This window comes from Methylibium sp., from assembly GCF_035762065.1.
GTDB lineage: Bacteria > Pseudomonadota > Gammaproteobacteria > Burkholderiales > Burkholderiaceae_C > Methylibium.
The window spans coordinates 64,693-81,142 of record NZ_DASTPW010000038.1; the positions used below are offsets into that span (position 1 = coordinate 64,693).

General features: G+C 70.3%; 13 protein-coding genes. 6 read left to right on the plus strand and 7 right to left on the minus strand.

All coding sequences use genetic code 11. The features are described 5' to 3' along the window. Positions 1 to 8: 8 nt before the first annotated feature. The 4 genes from yidC to rpmH form a co-directional block, all read right to left on the minus strand. Positions 9 to 1,676 carry a membrane protein insertase YidC gene (gene yidC, locus VFR90_RS10370; RefSeq protein WP_326406053.1) on the minus strand — a complete coding sequence of 556 codons (1,668 nt, stop codon included), beginning with the start codon at positions 1,674 to 1,676 and terminating at the stop codon, positions 9 to 11. After that, positions 1,673 to 1,999 (minus strand): membrane protein insertion efficiency factor YidD, encoded by a 327-nt coding sequence (gene yidD / locus VFR90_RS10375; RefSeq protein WP_326406054.1) that lies wholly within the window; start codon positions 1,997 to 1,999, stop codon positions 1,673 to 1,675. The genes yidC and yidD overlap by 4 nt, the downstream gene beginning before the upstream one ends. Then, a complete protein-coding gene (locus VFR90_RS10380) occupies positions 1,996 to 2,475 on the minus strand; it encodes a ribonuclease P protein component (RefSeq protein ID WP_326406055.1) in 480 nt (159 codons plus the stop codon). Before VFR90_RS10380 ends, yidD begins: the two co-directional genes overlap by 4 nt. 68 nt (positions 2,476 to 2,543) lie before the next feature. After that, on the minus strand, positions 2,544 to 2,678 hold the full coding sequence (gene rpmH, locus VFR90_RS10385) for a 50S ribosomal protein L34 (protein WP_326406056.1): 135 nt from the start codon (positions 2,676 to 2,678) through the stop codon (positions 2,544 to 2,546). A gap of 194 nt (positions 2,679 to 2,872) precedes the next feature. Between rpmH and dnaA the strand changes: the two genes are divergently transcribed. From dnaA to gyrB, 3 genes are all read left to right on the plus strand, one after another. Continuing rightward, positions 2,873 to 4,270, plus strand: a complete 1,398-nt coding sequence (gene dnaA / locus VFR90_RS10390; protein ID WP_326406057.1) for a chromosomal replication initiator protein DnaA — start codon at positions 2,873 to 2,875, stop codon at positions 4,268 to 4,270. A gap of 258 nt (positions 4,271 to 4,528) precedes the next feature. Beyond that, positions 4,529 to 5,635 (plus strand): DNA polymerase III subunit beta, encoded by a 1,107-nt coding sequence (dnaN, locus tag VFR90_RS10395; protein WP_326406066.1) that lies wholly within the window; start codon positions 4,529 to 4,531, stop codon positions 5,633 to 5,635. A 124-nt stretch (positions 5,636 to 5,759) separates the two neighbouring features. Further along, positions 5,760 to 8,270, plus strand: coding sequence for a DNA topoisomerase (ATP-hydrolyzing) subunit B (gene gyrB / locus VFR90_RS10400; RefSeq protein WP_326406058.1), 2,511 nt, complete (start codon positions 5,760 to 5,762; stop codon positions 8,268 to 8,270). A 57-nt stretch (positions 8,271 to 8,327) separates the two neighbouring features. Here gyrB and zwf read toward each other — a convergent pair whose 3' ends face one another. Continuing rightward, on the minus strand, positions 8,328 to 9,776 hold the full coding sequence (zwf, locus tag VFR90_RS10405) for a glucose-6-phosphate dehydrogenase (protein ID WP_326406059.1): 1,449 nt from the start codon (positions 9,774 to 9,776) through the stop codon (positions 8,328 to 8,330). 147 nt (positions 9,777 to 9,923) lie between these two features. On the opposite strand from zwf, the gene edd reads away from it, so the two are divergent. The 3 genes from edd to VFR90_RS10420 are packed head-to-tail and all read left to right on the plus strand — an operon-like array spanning position 9,924 to position 13,305. Further along, positions 9,924 to 11,768: a phosphogluconate dehydratase gene (gene edd, locus VFR90_RS10410; RefSeq protein ID WP_326406060.1), complete on the plus strand. Its 1,845-nt coding sequence runs from the start codon at positions 9,924 to 9,926 to the stop codon at positions 11,766 to 11,768. A gap of 14 nt (positions 11,769 to 11,782) precedes the next feature. Next, the gene (locus tag VFR90_RS10415; RefSeq protein ID WP_326406061.1) at positions 11,783 to 12,415 is read left to right on the plus strand and encodes a bifunctional 4-hydroxy-2-oxoglutarate aldolase/2-dehydro-3-deoxy-phosphogluconate aldolase; all 633 of its coding nucleotides are present in this window, start codon (positions 11,783 to 11,785) and stop codon (positions 12,413 to 12,415) included. Continuing rightward, positions 12,412 to 13,305: an SMP-30/gluconolactonase/LRE family protein gene (locus tag VFR90_RS10420; RefSeq protein ID WP_326406062.1), complete on the plus strand. Its 894-nt coding sequence runs from the start codon at positions 12,412 to 12,414 to the stop codon at positions 13,303 to 13,305. The genes VFR90_RS10415 and VFR90_RS10420 overlap by 4 nt, the downstream gene beginning before the upstream one ends. Positions 13,306 to 13,338: 33 nt before the next feature. Here the strand turns inward: VFR90_RS10420 and ggt are convergent, their stop codons facing one another. Together ggt and VFR90_RS10430 are read right to left on the minus strand one after the other, a co-directional pair. Beyond that, positions 13,339 to 15,408: a gamma-glutamyltransferase gene (gene ggt, locus VFR90_RS10425; protein WP_326406063.1), complete on the minus strand. Its 2,070-nt coding sequence runs from the start codon at positions 15,406 to 15,408 to the stop codon at positions 13,339 to 13,341. 149 nt (positions 15,409 to 15,557) lie between these two features. Beyond that, entirely contained in the window at positions 15,558 to 16,166 is a 609-nt protein-coding gene (locus VFR90_RS10430; RefSeq protein WP_326406064.1) for a L,D-transpeptidase, read from the minus strand. Positions 16,167 to 16,450 lie beyond the last annotated feature (284 nt).

A 16,450-nucleotide genomic window follows, 5' to 3' on the forward strand; every position in this document is an offset into this window, starting at 1 on the left:
TGCGCGACTCAGGCGACGCCGAGCCGCTTGTTGATCACGTACTGCTGCGCGATCGACAGCACGTTGTTGGTGATCCAGTACAGCACCAGGCCGGCCGGGAAGAAGAAGAACATCACGCCGAACACCAGCGGCATGATCCACATCAGCCGCGCTTGCATCGGGTCCGGCGGCGTCGGGTTGAGCCAGGTCTGCAGCAGCGTCGTGGCGGTCATCACGACCGGCAGGATGTAGTACGGGTCCTGGACCGAGAGGTCCTTGATCCACAGCACCCACGGCGCGTTGCGCATCTCGACGCTCGACAGCAGCACCCAGTACAGCGCGATGAACACCGGCATCTGCACCAGGATCGGCAGACAGCCGCCGAGCGGGTTGACCTTCTCCTCCTTGTAGATGCGCATCATCTCCTGCTGCATCTGCTGAGGCTTGTCCTTCAGGCGCTCGCGCAGTTCCTGCACGCGCGGGTTGACCGCCTTCATCTTCGCCATCGACTTGTAGGCGCTGGCGTTGAGCGAATAGAACGCCAGCTTCAACAGCACGACGAGCGCGACGATCGCCCATCCCCAATTGCCGAGCAGGCCGTGCAGCTTGTCGAGCAGCCAGAACAGCGGCTTCGCGAGGATGGTGAACCAGCCGTAGTCCTTCACCAGGTCGAGTCCCGGGGCCAGCGTCTCGATCTTGGTTTCCTCCTGCGGGCCCAGGTAGAGGCGGCTCGCCACCGTCTTGCTCGCGCCGGGCTCGACGCTGCCCACGGTGAGCAGCTCGCCGACGGCGTAGAGGTTGGTGTCGACCTTGCGCGCGTAGAACTCGCGCGGCGTCTGCGGCGCATGCAGCCAGGCCGAGAAGAAGTAGTGCTGGACCATCGCGACCCAGCCGCTGTCGGCGGTCTTGACGTGCTCGGCCTTGCCCTTCTCGATGTCGGTGAAGTCCATCTTCTGGAACTTGCCCGCGTCGGTGTAGATCGCCGGGCCGGTGAAGGAAGTCGGCGCGAGGAAGATGCTCGGCGCTTCGACGTTGCCGTCGCGCACCAGCTGCAGGTAGAGCTGCGGCGTCACCGCGGCGCTGCCCTCGTTGCGGATCTCGTGGCGCACGTCGATCAGGTAGTTGCCGCGCGTCAGCGTGTAGGTCTTGCGCACGATCACGCCGCCGCTCTCGCCGGCTTCGAAGGCCACCTCCAGCGTGTTCTTGTCCGGCGCGAGCCGGGTCTCGCCGGGCACCGGCCTGAAGCTCGTCAGGTGGTTCGGCAAGCCGGGTGCGCCGACCAGCCCCGTCTGCGCGACGTACAGGCGGCTCGCCGAGCGCTCGAGCAGCACGACCGACTTGCTGCGGTCGGCCTGGTCGACCTGCGTCAGCAGTTGCGCACGGACGACGTCGGCGCCGCGGGTGTCGAAGGTGAGCTCGAGGATGTCGGTCGCGACGGTGACGGTGGCTGCGGTGGCCGCGGCCGGCGCGGCACCGGCCGGCGGCGCGCCGGCCGCGGTGCCTGCGCCCGACGACGGGGTCGGCACCGCGCCCGGCGCCGACGACGCGCCACCGTTAGCCGGCGCGGCCGGTGCCGCGCTGCGCACCTGCGGCTCGAAGAACGAGCCGCGCCCGTTCTGCTTGTTCCAGCCGTCCCACAGCAGAAACAGCGACATCAGGAAGACGCCCCAAAGCAGCGTGCGGCGCAAGTCGGTCATCGCATCGTCCCGGCCGCGGGCCGGTCTCTTGAAGAGGAAGAAGGAAGGCAGCCGCAGCGCAGCCCGTGCCGCGCGGCGCGGCCGAGCCAGCTCGGCGGCTGCGCTGGCACCGGCTCGAAGCCGCCCGTGGCGCCGGGGCGGCAACGCGCGAGCCGCGCGACGACCAAGGCGCCACCGCGCAGCGCGCCGTGGCGGCGCAGGGCCTCGAGCGCGTAGGCCGAGCAGCTCGGCTCAAAACGGCAGCCGGCGCCGAGCCAGGCGCTGAAGAACAGCCGATAGAACTTCACGAGGCCGACCAGCAGCCCGGTCGCGAGCCGGCTCATCGCTGCCGCTCCGGATCGCACGCTTTGGCGAGCAGCGCCTGCAGCTCGGCGCGCACTGCGCTGCGCAGCGCCGGCGAGGCCGCGCTCGGGTAGTGCGCGCGGTCGAACGGCCGGCTCAGGCGGATCACCCAGTCACCCGCCGTCCGGGCCGCGGCCGAGGCGGCCCAGACTGCACGCCCTTGGCGCCGCAGCAGGTTGCGGGTGACGGCATGCCGCGCCAGGCGCTTGGGCAGCACCAAGCCGAGCCGGGGGTGGTCCTCCACAGGGACCGAGGTGGCGGTGATCACGGGTGTTGACAAGTTGCCGGCAGCATGGTGAGCCACCGAGCCAGCTGGCCGGCGAGCCGGCGGCGCATGCACTGCGAAGTGCTCGCTGCGGGCCCGTGGGGCCTGCGCGAGCGCGCGCCGGAAATCGTCGGCTTGCATCGGCTTCCCGCGCGCGCCCGGCCTTGCGCGGATGACGCCGGCGCGGTCCACGGCAGCGGCGCGGTCAGCGCGGTCGGGCGCGCCAGGGGCCGGCGCAGTCGCTGGCGGCTTGCCGCCGGTCAGAGAGCCAGGCGCTTGCGGCCCTTGGCGCGGCGCGCGCTCAGCACGCGGCGCCCGCCGCGGGTCTTCATGCGCACGAGGAAGCCGTGGGTGCGCGCACGCCGCGTCTTCGAAGGTTGGTAGGTACGCTTCATGGTCGTCGGGCTGAAAAGGTGAAGGGGCGCAAAAAGCGAACCGCGGATTGGAACCGATGGCCGTAGGCCCGTCAACGCAGGGCCATGTCGGCGGCTGCGGCGCAGGCGGCTTCGCGCTGTGGATAACCGGTCGTGGCTGGCCCGATCGGCCGCTAGAATCCCGCCGCTTCGCCATGCATTGTCCACAACGAGCCATGAGTGCTGCCGATGTCTGGTCACGCGGCTGCGAGCGCCTCGCGACCGAGCTGCCCGAGCAGCAGTTCAACACCTGGATCCGGCCGCTGCCCGCGGCCGAGCTGCAGGAAAGCGCCGAGGCCACCGTCGCTGTGCTGAAAGTGCCGAACCGCTTCAAGCTCGACTGGATCCGCAACCAGTACGCCGCGCGCATCGAAGCGGTGCTGAGCGATCTGGCCGGCAAGCCGGTGCGGCTTGAGTTGCAGCTCGCCCAGCGCGAAGCCGCGCCGCGCGGGGAACGCGCGCCGGCGCTCAATGGCAGCGCCAGGCCGCCGGCGGCCAACACGCCGGAAAGCCTCGAAACGCTGGCCCGCTCGGTCAATGCGGAAGCGCAGGCGCGCCACCGGCTGAACCCGGCGCTCACCTTCGACACGCTGGTGCCGGGCCGCGCGAACCAGATGGCACGCACCGCCGCGCTGCACGTCGCCGGCGCGCCGGGTGCGATGTACAACCCGCTGTTCATCTATGGCGGCGTCGGCCTGGGCAAGACGCACCTGATCCACGCGGTCGGCAACGCGCTGCTGCGCGACCGCCCGACCGCCCGCGTGCTCTACCTGCACGCCGAGCAGTTCATCACCGACGTGGTCAAGAACTACCAGCGCAAGACCTTCGACGAGCTCAAGGCCAAGTACCACTCGCTGGACCTGCTGCTGATCGACGACGTGCAGTTCTTCGCCGGCAAGGAGCGCACGCAGGAGGAGTTCTTCAACGCCTTCGAGGCGCTGCTCGCGAAACAGGCGCACATCATCATGACCAGCGACACCTACCCAAAGGGGCTGGCCGACATCGACGAGCGGCTCACCAGCCGCTTCGATGCCGGACTGACGGTCGCGATCGAGCCGCCCGAGCTGGAAATGCGCGTCGCGATCCTGATGCGCAAGTCGGGCGCGGAGGGCAACCCGATGCCCGAGGACGTGGCCTTCTTCATCGCGAAAAACGTCCGCGCCAACGTGCGCGAACTCGAAGGCGCGCTGCGCAAGGTGATGGCCTATGCGCGCTTCAGCCAGAAGGACATCAACATCGCCCTCGCCCGGGAGGCGCTGAAGGACCTGCTTTCGATCCAGAACCGCCAGATCGGCGTCGAGAACATCCAGAAGACCGTGGCCGATTTCTACAAGATCAAGGTCGCCGACATGTATTCGAAGAAGCGGCCGGCCTCGATCGCGCGGCCGCGGCAGATCGCGATGTACCTCGCCAAAGAACTGACGCAGAAGAGCCTGCCCGAGATCGGCGAGCTCTTCGGCGGACGCGACCACACCACCGTGCTGCACGCGGTACGCAAGATCGGCGGCGAGCGCGGCAAGAACACCGAACTGAACCAGCAGCTGCACGTGCTGGAACAGACGCTCAAAGGCTGAGCAGGACCCAAGCATGCGAGCGGCAGGCGCGTCAACGCACAAGGCTGTGGATGGATCGAGCGCAAGCGGGCGGCTGTCCACAGCGGCTGCCCGCGCGACCGAGTTGTTCGCCTTCGATGCAGTCCCTCAAGCCCGCTTGAACACAGGCTTGCCCCGCGCTCAAGTCCTTGCTGCGCAAGGCGGTCGCGCGCTTGTCCACAGCGACGCGCCTGCCCTATCTACTAAGACCTAAGTTAAGAAACGACGAAGAGGTTGAACATGATCGTCCTGAAGAGCCCGCAAGAAGAAGTGCTCGCCGCGCTGCAGAAGGTCGCCGGCATCGTCGAACGCCGGCACACGCTGCCGGTGCTGGCCAACGTGCTGCTCAAGAAGACCGGCCGGCAGATCGAGTTCACCACCAGCGACCTCGAGATCCAGGTGCGCACCCAGGCCGAGTTCGATGGTGACGCAGGCAACTTCGCGACGACGGTCGGCGCGCGCAAGCTGATCGACATCCTGCGCACGCTGCCGGCCGACCAGACGGTGAGCCTGGCGAGCGCGCAGAACAAGCTGACGCTCGCCGGCGGCAAGAGCCGCTTCACGCTGCAGACGCTGCCGGCCGACGACTTCCCGCTGGTGCAGGAGGCCGCCGACTTCGGCCCGGCGTTCAGCGTGCCGCAGCGGTCGCTGAAGGCGCTGATCGCACAGGTGCACTTCGCGATGGCGGTACACGACATCCGCTACTACCTCAACGGCATCCTGTTCGTCGCCGAGGGCCGGAGCTTGACGCTCGTCGCGACCGACGGCCACCGGCTGGCGCTGGCGCAGGCGACGCTCGACGTCGAGATGCCGAAGCAGGAGGTGATCCTGCCGCGCAAGACGGTGCTGGAGCTGCAGCGCCTGCTCAAGGACGACGAGCAGACGATCGAGATGCGCTTCGCCAACAACCAGGCCAAGTTCGCGTTCAGCGGCATGGAGTTCGTCACCAAGCTGGTCGAGGGCAAGTTCCCCGACTACCACCGCGTGATCCCGAAGAACCACAAGAACCACGTGACGCTGGGCCGCGCGCCGCTGCTCGCGAGCCTGCAACGCGCGGCGATCCTCACCAGCGAGAAGTTCAAGGGCGTGCGGCTGAACATCGAGCCGGGCACCCTGCGCATCGCGTCGAGCAATGCCGAGCAGGAGGAGGCCAAAGAGGAGCTCGAGATCGACTACGCCGGCGACGCGATCGAGATCGGCTTCAACGTGACGTACCTGATGGACGCGCTGGCCAACATGGACCAGGAGATGGTGACGGTGTCGCTGCAGGACGCGAACAGCTCGGCCTTGGTGACGGTGCCGGAGCAGGCCGGCTTCAAGTACGTGGTCATGCCGATGAGGATCTAGCCCGGCGGGCCAGCTCCGCTGCGTACGTTTCGCACCCCCTGCCCCCGCCAAGCGGGGGTGCTCGTCAGATTGACGCCCGGGTCGCTGCTCGACCCTCTCTGCTCGACCCTCTCGAATGCCATCCATGAGTGAGACGAATCCGAACGAGCCGAACCCTGCGCCGCAACCGAACGGCCAGGACCCGAACGCCTACGGCGAGGGCTCGATCCAGATCCTCGAAGGTCTGGAGGCGGTGCGCAAGCGGCCGGGCATGTACATCGGCGACACCTCCGACGGCACCGGCCTGCATCACCTGGTGTTCGAGGTCGTCGACAACTCGATCGACGAGGCGCTGGCCGGCCACTGCGACGACATCGTCGTCACCATCCATACCGACAACTCGATCAGCGTCATCGACAACGGCCGCGGCATCCCCACCGGCGTCAAGATGGACGACAAGCACGAGCCGAAGCGCTCGGCCGCCGAAATCGCGCTGACCGAGCTGCATGCCGGCGGCAAGTTCAACCAGAACAGCTACAAGGTCTCGGGCGGGCTGCACGGCGTCGGGGTGAGCTGCGTCAACGCGCTGTCGAAGTCGCTGCGGCTCACCGTGCGCCGCGACGGCAAGGTGCACTTCATGGAGTTCAGGAAGGGCGTGCCGCAGGAGCGCGAACTGCAGCAGCGCGACGGCTTTGAAGTGAGCCCGATGAAGGTCATCGGCGACACCGAAAAGCGCGGCACCGAAGTCCACTTCCTGCCCGACGAGGAGATCTTCTCCAACATCGACTTCCACTACGACGTGCTCGCCAAGCGGCTGCGCGAGCTTTCGTTCCTGAACAACGGCGTCAAGATCAAGCTGGTCGACGAGCGCAACGCGAAGGAAGACGACTTCGCCTTCGCCGGCGGCGTCAAGGGCTTCGTCGAATTCATCAACACGGGCAAGAAGGTGCTGCATCCGAACGTCTTCCACGCGCTCGGCGAGAAGCCCAGCGAGCAGGGCACGACGATCGGCGTCGAAGTCGCGATGCAGTGGAACGACGGCTACAGCGAGCAGGTGCTCTGCTTCACCAACAACATCCCGCAGCGCGACGGCGGCACGCACCTGACCGGCCTGCGCGCCGCGATGACGCGGGTCATCAACAAGTACATCGACGACCACGAGCTCGCGAAGAAGGCCAAGGTCGAGATCGCCGGCGACGACATGCGCGAAGGCCTCGCCTGCGTGATCAGCGTCAAGGTGCCCGAACCGAAGTTCAGCTCGCAGACGAAGGACAAGCTGGTGTCCAGCGAGGTCCGCGCGCCGGTCGAGGACATCGTCGGCAAGCTGCTGACCGACTGGCTGCTCGAGAACCCGATCGACGCGAAGATCGTCTGCGGCAAGATCGTCGAGGCCGCACGCGCGCGCGAAGCGGCGCGCAAGGCTCGCGAGATGACGCGCCGCAAGGGCGTGCTCGACGGCATGGGCCTGCCCGGCAAGCTCGCCGACTGCCAGGAGAAGGATCCGGCGCTGTGCGAGATCTACATCGTCGAGGGCGACTCGGCCGGGGGCTCGGCCAAGCAGGGCCGCGACCGCAAGTTCCAGGCGATCCTGCCCCTGCGCGGGAAGATCCTCAACGTCGAACGGGCCCGCTTCGAGAAGCTGCTGACCAGCAACGAGATCGTCACGCTGATCACCGCGCTCGGCACGAGCATCGGCAAGGACGAATACAACCCCGACAAGCTGCGCTACCACCGCATCATCATCATGACGGACGCGGATGTGGACGGCGCCCACATCCGCACGCTGCTGCTCACCTTCTTCTACCGGCAGATGCCCGAGCTGGTCGAGCGTGGCCACATCTACATCGCGCAGCCGCCGCTCTACAAGGTCAAGTTCGGCAAGGAGGAGCAGTACCTGAAGGACGGGCTCGAGCTGGATGCCTACCTGCTGCGCATCGCGCTGCGCGAGGCCAAGCTGGAGACGGGCGTGGACGGCGCCGTGCTGCAAGGCGACGCGCTCGAAGCGCTGGCGCGGCAGTACGTGCTGGCGAACAACGTCGTCGACCGGCTCGCGAACTGGATGGACGTCGCCGCGCTGCGCGCGATCGCCGACGGCTTGACGCTGGACCTCGACAACCTCGAAGCCGCCGAGCAATCGGCCCTGGCGCTGAAGGCCGCGCTGGTCGATGCCGAGGTCAGCGCCGAGTTCGACGCGCGCACCGACAAGCACCTGCTGCGCATCGGCCGCCGCCACCACGGCAACACCAAGTCGAGCGTGATCCCGGCGGACTTCATCCACGGCGCCGACTACGAGGCGCTTGCCAACGCCGGCCGTGCCTTCAAGGGACTGGTCGCGAAGGACGCGGTCGTCAAGAAGGGCGAAGGCGAGAAGCAGAAGGAAGCGAAGGTCGGCGACTTCCGCGAAGCGATGGCCTGGCTGATGCAGCAGGCCGAGCACGCCGTCGGCCGCCAGCGCTACAAGGGTCTCGGCGAGATGAACCCCGAGCAGCTGTGGGAAACCACGATGGACCCCAACGTGCGGCGCCTGCTGCGCGTGCAGATCGACGACGGCATCGAGGCCGACCGCGTCTTCACGATGCTGATGGGCGAGGAGGTCGAGCCGCGGCGCGACTTCATCGAGAGCAATGCCTTGAGGGCGGCGAACATCGACGTGTGATACGTCGCCGGCTGCCCCCGGGTCAGCACCGGCGAAACGCTCGTCCCGTCGGCCGCCTCACTCTTCCTCGGCCCACATCACCCCATCGCGCGCCACCAGCGCGCTCGCCGCCGGCGGCCCCCAGCTGCCGGCCGCGTAGGGCCGCGGCGCCGAGCCGTCGCGCGCCCAGTGGTGCAGCACCGGCTCGACCCAGCGCCAGGCCTGCTCCTGCTCGTCGCTGCGCACGAACAGGTGCAGCCGCCCGGCGATCGCATCGAGCAGCAGCCGCTCGTAGGCGCCGACGCGCTCGGTCGCGAAGGCCTTGTCGAAGTCGAGGTCCAGCGACACCGGCGTCAGCAGCTCGCGCTGGCCGGCGCCCTTGGCCGCCAGCAGGTGCAGCTCGAGCCCGTCGCTCGGCTGCAGGTTGATCACCAGCTTGTTCGCGCGGCTGGCGCCCGAGAAGATCGCGTGCGGCACCGGCCGGAAGTTGACGACGATGTGCGCGTCGTGCTGTGCCAGCCGCTTGCCGGTGCGGATGTAGAACGGCACGCCAGCCCAGCGCCAGTTCTGCACCTCGGTGCGCAGCGCGACGAAGGTCTCGGTGGTGCTGCCCGCCGGCACGCGGACCTCGTCGACGTAGCCCGGCACCGGCTGGCCCGCGCAGTTGCCGGCGCGGTACTGGCCGCGCACGATGTCCTGCGCGACCGTCACCTCGGTGAAGGGCTTCAGCGAGCGCAGCACCTTGAGCTTCTCGTCGCGGTTCGCGTCGGCGTCGGTGCTCGAAGGCGGCTCCATCGCGATCATCGTCAGCAGCTGCAGCGCGTGGTTCTGGACCATGTCGCGCAACGCGCCGGTGCGGTCGTAGAAGTCGCCGCGCGTGCCCACGCCAATGCTCTCGGCCAGCGTGATCTGGATGTTGGCGATGCTCTCGCGGCGCCACAGCGGCTCGAACAGCGCGTTGCCGAAACGCAGCGCCGACAGGTTCTGCACCGAAGGCTTGCCGAGGTAGTGGTCGATGCGCAGCGCCTGGTCCTCGCGAAACACCGCGCGCACCGCGCGGTTGATCTCCTGCGCGCTGGCGAGGTCGTGGCCGAGCGGCTTTTCGAGCACCACGCGCACCGTGTCGCCGTTCAGGCCGGCGGCGCCGAGCTGGGTGCAGATTTGGGTGAACAGGTGCGGGCTGGTCGCGAGGAAGAAGACGACGCTGTCGGCGCCGCGCTGCTCGACCCAAGCGCGAAGCTTCGCGTAGTGCTCGGGCTGCGAAAGGTCCATGCGCTGGTAGTGCAGCAGCGCGGCGAAGCGGTCGAACTCCTCGGGGCTCGGCGGCTGCTTGGCCGCGTCGACGTCGCCGAAGCGCTGGCGGATGTACTCGCGGTACTCGGCGTCGCTGCGCTCGTCGCGCGCGATCGCGAGGATGCGGCCCCCGGCAGGCAATTTGCCGTGCCTGAAGGCCTGGAACAGCGCGGGCATGAGCTTGCGCCAGGTGAGGTCGCCCGTGCCGCCGAAGAGAACGAGGTCGAAAGACATGGTCGATACGCCGGCATGCGCGGCACCTGCTTGGATGCACGATAGTTTCGACGACAGCCGCCCCATCACCACCGCCGCCGGGCCCCAGCGCAGACGCTGTCCGGGCGGGCGGCCCAGCAGCCTTGGAACCCAGCAGGAGCCGGCGACATGACGACGATCCACCCCACCGTCGAGCGCGTGACGCGCCGCGTGCAGGAACGCAGCGCCGCGACGCGCCGCGACTACCTCGCGCGCATCGCGCAATGGAAGCAGCAGGGCCCGGCGCGCACCGGCGTTTCGTGCACGAACCTGGCGCACGCGATGGCCGCGGCGCCGGTCAACGACAAGCTCGCGATCCGCGCCCAGCGCGTGCCGAACATCGCGATCGTGTCGGCCTACAACGACATGCTGTCGGCGCACCAGCCGCTCGGCGAATTCCCCGAGATCCTCAAGCGCGCCGCGCGCGAGGTCGGCGCGACCGCGCAGTTCGCCGGCGGCGTGCCGGCCATGTGCGACGGCGTCACCCAGGGCCAGCCCGGCATGGAGCTGAGCCTGTGGTCGCGCGACGTGATCGCCCAGGCCACCGCGATCGCGCTGAGCCACGCGGTCTTCGACGCGGCGCTGATGCTGGGCATCTGCGACAAGATCGTCCCGGGCCTGCTGATCGGCTCGCTCGCCTTCGGGCACCTGCCGGTGATCTTCGTGCCCGGCGGGCCGATGACCTCGGGCCTGGGGAACGACGAAAAAGCCAAGACGCGGATGCTCTACGCCGAGGGCAAGGTCGGCCGCGAAGAGCTGCTGCAAGCCGAGATGGCCTCGTACCACGGCGCCGGCACCTGCACGTTCTACGGCACCGCGAACAGCAACCAGATGCTCATGGAAGTGATGGGCCTGCACCTGCCGGGCACCGCCTTCGTCAACCCGCACACGCCGCTGCGCGAGGCGCTCACCGCCGAGGCCGCGCGCCGCGTCGTGGGCCTCACCGCGCTGGGCGCGAACTACACCCCGATCGGCGAGATCGTCGACGAGCGCGCCATCGTCAACGCGATCGTCGGCCTGCTCGCCACCGGCGGCTCGACCAACCACACGCTGCACCTCGTGGCCGCAGCGCGCATGGCCGGCGTGCAGATCGACTGGAGCGATTTCGACGAGCTTTCCGGCATCACCCCGCTGCTCACGCGCATGTACCCCAACGGCAAGGCCGACGTGAACCACTTCCACGCGGCCGGCGGCATGGGCTTCCTGATCCGCGAGCTGCTCGACGCCGGGCTGCTGCACGAGGACGTCAAGACCGTGATGGGCCCCGGCCTGCGCACCTACACGCAGGAGCCCTGGCTCGAGCCGCTCGGCGGCGCGCCCGGCAACACCTCGCGGCTCGCCTGGCGCGCGCCCGCTGCGCGAAGCGCCGACACCAACGTGCTGCGCGGCGCCGCCGAGCCCTTCGACGCCCACGCCGGCGTGCGCCTGCTGCAGGGCAACCTCGGCCGCGCGATCTTCAAGGCTTCGGCGGTGAAGCCGGAGCACCGTGTCGTCACCGCGCCCGCGCGCATCTTCGAAGCGCAGGACGACGTGGTCGCGGCGTTCCGGGCCGGCGAGCTGCACCGCGACGTGGTCGTCGTCGTGCGCTTCCAGGGCCCGCGCGCGAACGGCATGCCCGAGCTGCACAAGCTGACGCCGAGCCTTTCGGTGCTGCAGGACGCCGGGCATCGCGTGGCGCTGGTCACCGACGGGCGCATGTCGGGCGCGTCGGGCAAGGTGCCGTCGGCGATCCATGTTTCGCCCGAGGCGCTGGCCGGCGGCGCGCTCGCGAAGCTGCGCGACGGCGACATCGTGCATGTCGACGGCGAAGCCGGCGTGCTCGAAGCCCGCGTCGATGCCACCGACTGGGCGGCTCGCGACGACGCGCTGCCCGAGCCCGGCGTCGCGGAACACGGCATGGGCCGCGAGCTGTTCGCGAGCAACCGCCGCATTGCGCTGGCCGCGGAAAAAGGCGCGATTTCCTGGGCTGGGTGATGGAGCACGCACGCATGAACCTCGACGACATCCTGAACGCCGCGCCGGTGATCCCGGTGATCGTGATCGACCACCTCGACGACGCGCTGCCGCTCGCGCAGGCGCTGGTGCGCGGCGGCCTGCCGGTGCTTGAGGTGACGCTGCGCACGGCGGCCGGGCTCGAGGCGATCCGGCAGATGAGCGCGATCGCCGGCGCGATCGTCGGCGCCGGCACCGTGCTCGATGCGCGCCAGTACGACGCGGCGATCGAGGCGGGCGCGCGCTTCGTCGTCTCGCCGGGCCTGACGGACGCGCTGGCCGCGCACGCGGCCAAGTCGCCGGTGCCGCTGCTGCCCGGCACCGCGACCGCGAGCGAGGTGATGCGCGCGCGCGAGGCCGGCTTCACCCGGCTGAAGTTCTTCCCCGCCGAAACGGCGGGCGGCGTCGCGGCGCTGAAGAGCTTCGCGAGCGTGTTCCGCGATCTGCGCTTCTGCCCGACCGGCGGCATCACCGCGGCAAGCGCGCCGCGCTACCTGGCGCAGGGCAACGTCGCCTGCGTCGGCGGCACCTGGCCGATGCCGGCCGAGACGATCCGCGAGCGCGACTGGGACCGCATCGAGCTGCTCGCCCGCGACGCGGCCGCGCTGCCGCGGCCCGCGCGCGCATGAACGGCACGCGGCTCGACGCCGAAGCGCGCTGCGTCGTCGATGCGCGTTGCGCGCTCGGCGAATCGCCGGTGTGGTCGGCCGACGAAGGCGCGCTGTACTGGGCCGACATCGACGGCTACGCGCTGCACCGCTGGCGCGCGGCCGACGGCGTGCACGACCGCTGGCCGATGCCGGCGAAGCTCGGCTGCCTGGCGCTGGCCGCGCGCGGCGGCCTGCTGCTCGCGCTCGGCTGCGGGCTGCATCGCTTGGAGGCGCCGGGCGGCGCGCTCGAACGCTTGATCCATCCGGGCGCCGCCCACCCGCGCCACCGCTACAACGACGGCAAGGCGGCGCCCGACGGCAGCTTCTGGGTCGGCACGATGGACGACCACGCCGAGCGGCTGCCTGAAAGCGGGCTGTGGCGCATCGACGCGAAGCTCGAAGCGCGCCGCGTCGCCAGCGGCTTTCGCACGCTCAACGGCCTGGCCTGGAGCCCCGACGGCCGCACGCTGTACTTCTCCGATTCGCGCGCCGCCACCGTCTGGTGCGCCGCTCACGACCCCGACACCGGCGCGATCGGCGAGCGCCGCGTCTTCGTCGCGATGGAGCCCGCCTGGGGCAAGCCCGACGGCGCGGCGGTCGATGTCGAGGGCTGCTACTGGAACGCCGGCCACGGCGCCGGGCGGATCAACCGCTTCGCGCCGGACGGCCGGCTGGTCGGCCATGTCGAATTGCCGGTGACGAACCCGACGATGCCCTGCTTCGGCGGCGCCGATCTGCGCACGCTGTACGTGACCAGCGCGCGCGCCGGGCTCGACGCCGCGGCGCTCGCGCGCACGCCATCGGCCGGCGGGGTGTTCGCCTTCGATGCCGGCGTGGCCGGCGTGCCGGTCGCGCGCTTCGCGGGCTGAAGCCGCCGCGCGGCGAAGGCGAGCCTCGGCGGCTCAGTCGCCGCCACGCTTGCCGCCGTCGCGCTTGTCGTCGTCGCCGTCGTCGTCGTTCTCGCCGCCGCCGTCGGCGTCGTGCCCGTCACCCCGCGGCTTGCGCGCGCCGAAGCCGATCACCGTGCCCTCGCGCCGCCGGTCGGCGCCGCCGTACTGCCGGCCGCTGCGCAGGTCGACCACGATGCCCTGCACCGAGCCGATCTGCGCGGTGCAGCCGTTCGTGCCGGCGGCACCCGGCAGCAGGTGGCCGAGCGCGCGCAACCCATCCTGCGTCGCGACCGTGAACTTCGGCTGCTGGAACGGAAGCACGCCTTCGCAGCTGACGGTGCCGAGCGCGCTGGTCACCGACAGCCGCGGCGCATCGATCGCCTGCTGGATGCTCATGCGGTGGTCGATCAGGTTGAGCGTCACGTTGAACACCGAATTGATGATCGTCGCGCCGCCCGGCGAGCCGTAGGCCAGGATCGGCTCGCGGCGCTTGAAGACGATCGTCGGCGTCATCGAGCTGCGCGGGCGCTTGCCGGGCGCCACGTCGTTCGCGCCGGGGTTGCCGGTGGCGGCGTTCTTCGCCGGGTCGAAGTTGAAGTCGGTCAGCTCGTTGTTGAGCAGGAAGCCGTAGCCCGGCACGGTGATGCCGGTGCCCCAGGTCGACTCGATCGTCGTCGTGAAGCTGACCACGTTGCCCCAGCGATCGACGACGCTGAAGTGCGTGGTGTGCGAGGGGCGCACCTCCTCCTTCAGCTCGGGCGCGAAGCGGGTGCGCTTGTCGCCCTGCATCGCGTCGTCGTAGGGCAGCGGGTTGCCGGCGGCCGGCGTGCTCATGCGCGACGTGGGGCTGATCATCGCGGAGCGCAGCGCGAGGTAGTCGCGGTTCAACAGCCCGCGCTCGGGCACCGGCACGAAGTCGGCGTCGCCCATCCACACCGCGCGGTCGGCGAAGGCCAGGCGCATCGCCTCGGCCATCAGGTGCAGCGTCGTCGTGCTGCCGAAGCCGAAGCCCTGGGAGGCGTCGCCGATCGGGAAGCGCTCGAGCATGCCGAGCATGCCGCCCACCGTGAGCCCGCCCGACGACGGCAGCGACATCATCGCCAGCGTGTAGCCGCGGTAGTCGAAGCGCGTCGGCTCGCGCAGCGCGACGCGGTAGTCGCGCAGGTCGGCCAGCGTCATGCGGCCGGCGCCTTCGGCCGGTGCCGGCGTGCGGCTGCGCTGCTGCGCGGCGACGATCGCCGCGGCGATCTCGCCGCGGTAGAACACCTCCGGGCCCTGCTTGGCGATCAGCCTGAACGCCTTGGCGAGATCCGGCTGCACCAGCAGGTCGCCTTCCTTCAGCGGCACGCCGCCGGGGCGGAACACCGCCGCCGTCTCCGGCTGGAAACTGGTGCGCCCGCCGTCGTTGGCGATGTCGTTGGCGAGGAAGCGGTTGATGCGGAAGCCCTGCTCGGCCACTTTCGCGGCCGGCGCGATCGCCTCGCGCAGGCGGATCGACCCGAAGCGCCGCAGCGCGTAATCGACCGCCGCCAGCGTGCCCGGCACGCCGACCGCAAGGCCGCTGGTCGAGGCGATCGCGAAGCGGTCGGCCGGCGCCACGCCGCTCAGCACGAATTGCGTCGGCGTCGCGGCGGCGGGCGCCTTCTCGCGGCCGTCGATCGCGAAGGTGCGGCCGCTCTTCCCGCCATTCGCGAGGTGAACCATCATGAAGCCGCCGCCGCCGATGCCCGAGAACTGCGGCTCCACGACGTTCAGCATGAACTGGATCGCCGCCGCCGCATCGATCGCGTTGCCGCCGCGCGCCAGCACGTCGGCGCCGGCCTGCGCGGCGAGCGGGTGCGAGACCGACACCACGCCGCGCCGGTAGGCGACGCCGTCCCACGGCGGCGCTGGCGGCACCGTCTCGGCGGTCGGCGGCAGGTCGATGCCCGGCGGGGTGCCCGGGGTTCGGAAGTCGTGGCGCTCGTTGGCGCAGGCGAGGCCGGCGACGAGCCCGAGGCTCAGGCCGGCGGCAAGCAGCGTCGTGTGCAGGGTGCGACGCACCGGGCGCGTCGTCGTCGAAGTGGCCAGGTCCTGATCCATCGCCGCCCGCCTTTCGTCGTGACGCCCGCCAACGGCAGCGAGCGCCGACGATTCAAGCACGCAGGCGCGGGCCGCTCAATGCATGGCAAAGGCGGTGACGCTGGTTTGCCGATTGCCAGCGGCGGTGTTCCTGCGGGCCGACGCAGGGCTCAAAGCACCGACGCTGCATCCTCGACGGCGCCGTTCTCCGGCAGCACCACCACCCATCCCCGGCCGCGCCCGAGCAGCGGCGCGACGACGCCGTCGTAGAACGCGACCGGCACGACGACGCAGCCGGCCGAGGCGCGCTTGTCGGCGGGCAGCGCCGAGGCGAGCCGGCGCAGCCGTTCGGCTTGCGAGGCGCCGGGGCGCAGGCGATGGATCGCCAGCGCGTTGTCGTAGTCGAGCCAGACGATCGCCTCGCCTTGCAGGTTGCGGCCGGGCTCGGAGTCGTAGCGGCCGGCCGGCGTCGTCATGTCGTCGAGGCTGAGCAGGCCGGCCTCGGTGCGCGCGCCGGTGCCGGGCAACGCACGATCGCCGGGGGTGCGGCCGATCAGCACGGTCGAGATGCCGGCCAGCGTGCCGTCGGCGCGCCAGACGCGCAGCGTGGCCGTGCGCTTGTCGACGACGGCATAGGGCCGGCCGCGGCGCTCGCGGTCGCCGCGCAGCATGGCGGCCAGGCGCTCGATCGGCTCGGCGGGCGCGATGGCGTCGGGTGCCGCGCGAGGCGCCGCGGGCGGCGCCGGCGGCGCGGCCACGGCGGCTTGCGCTGCCCACACCGTCACGAGTCCGAAGGCCGTCCGCCCCCACGCCCACGCCCGCCGAACTGCCTGCACCGTCGCTCCTTGCCCCTCATTCACGGGGGCGTGGGATACACATCGTCGCGGAGGCGACGCGGGCGGCCGCCGCCCGTGGCGGGCGCGATTGTGGCGAGGCGCCGCGCCCGGGCGGCAGCCCGGCGGCGCCCTAAGCGTGAGGGCTGCACGCCGGCCGGCTTTGCGTGAAGCGTGTGTAAGCCGGGCAGCGTTTGCTAACCATTGGCAAGACCTCGCGCCGGGCTGCG

Excerpts from the sequence above, each read along its gene's own strand:
- yidC (WP_326406053.1), bottom strand. The coding sequence starts at position 1,676 with ATGACCGACTTGCGCCGCACGCTGCTTTGGGGCGTCTTCCTGATGTCG.
- yidD (WP_326406054.1), bottom strand. The coding sequence starts at position 1,999 with ATGAGCCGGCTCGCGACCGGGCTGCTGGTCGGCCTCGTGAAGTTCTAT.
- rpmH (WP_326406056.1), bottom strand. The coding sequence starts at position 2,678 with ATGAAGCGTACCTACCAACCTTCGAAGACGCGGCGTGCGCGCACCCAC.
- dnaA (WP_326406057.1), top strand. The coding sequence starts at position 2,873 with ATGAGTGCTGCCGATGTCTGGTCACGCGGCTGCGAGCGCCTCGCGACC.
- dnaN (WP_326406066.1), top strand. The coding sequence starts at position 4,529 with ATGATCGTCCTGAAGAGCCCGCAAGAAGAAGTGCTCGCCGCGCTGCAG.
- gyrB (WP_326406058.1), top strand. The coding sequence starts at position 5,760 with ATGAGTGAGACGAATCCGAACGAGCCGAACCCTGCGCCGCAACCGAAC.
- zwf (WP_326406059.1), bottom strand. The coding sequence starts at position 9,776 with ATGTCTTTCGACCTCGTTCTCTTCGGCGGCACGGGCGACCTCACCTGG.
- edd (WP_326406060.1), top strand. The coding sequence starts at position 9,924 with ATGACGACGATCCACCCCACCGTCGAGCGCGTGACGCGCCGCGTGCAG.
- VFR90_RS10415 (WP_326406061.1), top strand. The coding sequence starts at position 11,783 with ATGAACCTCGACGACATCCTGAACGCCGCGCCGGTGATCCCGGTGATC.
- VFR90_RS10420 (WP_326406062.1), top strand. The coding sequence starts at position 12,412 with ATGAACGGCACGCGGCTCGACGCCGAAGCGCGCTGCGTCGTCGATGCG.
- ggt (WP_326406063.1), bottom strand. The coding sequence starts at position 15,408 with ATGGATCAGGACCTGGCCACTTCGACGACGACGCGCCCGGTGCGTCGC.